We start from the raw sequence: 2,045 nt of genomic DNA on the forward strand, positions 1-2,045 counted from the left end.
TCGAGCAACGCTGCGATGCGCCCCTTGCCGCCCACTGGAGACCACCCATCCATGTCGCTCCCCCTTCCTCATCTACGTCGCATGTCGTTGGAGGGCGCGGTACAGCGTGGACCGTCCGACTCCCAGATCGCGGGCGATCGCCGACGGCCCCTCCCCCGCCTCGATGCGGGCCCGGGCCTTGTCGATCTGCTCCTCGGTCAGGACGCGCTTGCGCCCCTTGTACTTGCCCTTCGCCTTGGCGATGGCGATGCCCTCAGCCTGGCGTTCGCGAATGATGGCCCGCTCGAACTCGGCGAACGCCCCGAGTAGTGAGAGCATCAAATCTGCTCGTGGATCCTGGGCGCCGGCGGCGTACGTAGCCCTCTCGTGGATGAACTCCACGCTCGCACCCTTGGCGGTGATCTCGCCGACGATCTGCTTGAGATCGACCAGGGAACGAGCGAGTCGGTCCATCGACGCAACCACCAGCTCGTCACCATCTCGCAGGTACCTGATGCACTCTTCGAGCTTCACCCGATCGGCACGCGAGCGAGCCGACTGTTTCTCGATATAGACCCGGTCGCACTCCCCCACCGCCTCGAGCTGACGCGCCTCGTTCTGATCGGCCGCCGACACCCGCACGTACGCCACCCGCTGCCCGCGAGGACGCGAGGCTCGGCGAGCCGACTTCGGATCCGGCTTTGGCTTCGGCTCGGGCTTGCGCTCGATGATGTTTTCCGAGTCCGTCGACTCCACCCGAAAGTTCCAACCCAGCTCGTCCCGGCGCCGGAACCGAGTCCGCACGCTGCCGCGGCTGACGATGAGCACCTCCTCGCCACCGCCACCCGAACGGTTCAGCAACGTCCCGATCCGATCAGCCATGAGGAGACCCTTTCGCCCGGAATCTGTATCAATAGATCTTAGACCCGACGGGAAAGCGTTTCATAACTGCCGAAATAGACCCTGTGACACAGCTGCGACGGTTGGCGGCGTGTCGTCCCTCATGGGTGTACTGGCAGATCGCGCTGCCCAGTGGCGGCGTTCTAGCGGTGATGCCTGGCGATGGCCGCTGCCATTAGTGGTCGAGTGCCTCGAGGGCTCGGGCGGCTTGCTGGTGGCGGTAGAGGGTGGCGCGGGACCATCCGACCAAGCTGGCCGCTTCGGCGGCGGTGCGCCCCTTTCTTCGAGCACTTTGGGCAATGTCGAGTTTTTCAGCGATCACTGCGGGGTCGACCGGGGGCCGGCCGAACCTGGTGCCGCTCTGCCTCGCCGCAGCGATCCCGGCATTGACTCGCTCGGTGATGAGCTCGCGTTCGTACTCGGCCAGGGTGGCGAGCATGCCCAGCATCAACCGGCCGGAGGTGGTCTCCGGGTCGATGCCGTCCGAGAGCGACCGGATCTTCACGCCCTTGTCGCGAAGCAGGTTCACGGTATTGAGGACATCGATCAGGGAGCGACCGAGGCGGTCAATGCGCCACACCACGACGGTATCGCCGGGCTCGACGTAGTCCATCAGCCGCTTCATCCCCGGGCGCTCGATCGCGGCCCGGCTCCCCGAGGTGACGTCAGAGAAGACGTCGCGCTTCTGAACCCCGGAATCTACGAGTGCATCCAACTGCAACTGCGCGTCCTGACTCGCGGTACTGACGCGGGTGTACCCCAGATGCCTCATGGCCCGATGATGCCCCATAAACCCCTACCGAGGCCGATCCTGAGACGAATGTCGACAAGATGACTTAATGAGACACCGGCGGGTGGCCGTAGAGCCAGGAAACCTGCTCAAAAGTGGTCGCGGTCCTTGACGGTGTCTAGTGTCTTGAAAACCTTTAGGTTCTTAAGGCGCCTTCTCGACAGTTCAGCGACCACTGTATAGTTCAACATATGCTGACTGTTGCTTCTCGTGTGGATGTGATGAACCGGTTAGGGCGGGCGATGGCCGACCCGACGCGGTCCCGGATACTGCTGACCTTGCTGCAGCAGCCGGCCTACCCGGCGGAGCTGGCCCGCGATTTGGAGCTGACACGGTCGAACGTGTCGAACCATCTGGCATGCCTGCGCGACTGCGG

Annotated in this window: 3 protein-coding genes; 1 reads left to right on the plus strand and 2 read right to left on the minus strand. The window is 64.1% G+C overall.

The window, feature by feature from the left end:
• Positions 1-72 precede the first annotated feature (72 nt).
• Together AYO52_RS17990 and AYO52_RS15970 are read right to left on the minus strand one after the other, a co-directional pair.
• Positions 73-861, minus strand: coding sequence for a recombinase family protein (locus AYO52_RS17990; RefSeq protein WP_082924097.1), 789 nt, complete (start codon positions 859-861; stop codon positions 73-75).
• Positions 862-1,054: 193 nt separating this feature from the next.
• The gene (locus AYO52_RS15970; RefSeq protein WP_067719579.1) at positions 1,055-1,651 is read right to left on the minus strand and encodes a recombinase family protein; all 597 of its coding nucleotides are present in this window, start codon (positions 1,649-1,651) and stop codon (positions 1,055-1,057) included.
• Between the two features lie 209 nt (positions 1,652-1,860).
• On the opposite strand from AYO52_RS15970, the gene AYO52_RS17995 reads away from it, so the two are divergent.
• Positions 1,861-2,045: helix-turn-helix transcriptional regulator (locus AYO52_RS17995; protein WP_156523654.1), on the plus strand; the 185-nt coding region annotated here is incomplete at its 3' end.

Source organism: Dietzia sp. 111N12-1 (assembly GCF_001658045.1).
Classification (GTDB): domain Bacteria; phylum Actinomycetota; class Actinomycetes; order Mycobacteriales; family Mycobacteriaceae; genus Dietzia; species Dietzia kunjamensis.

Excerpts from the sequence above, each read along its gene's own strand:
- AYO52_RS15970 (WP_067719579.1), bottom strand. The coding sequence starts at position 1,651 with ATGAGGCATCTGGGGTACACCCGCGTCAGTACCGCGAGTCAGGACGCG.
- AYO52_RS17990 (WP_082924097.1), bottom strand. The coding sequence starts at position 861 with ATGGCTGATCGGATCGGGACGTTGCTGAACCGTTCGGGTGGCGGTGGC.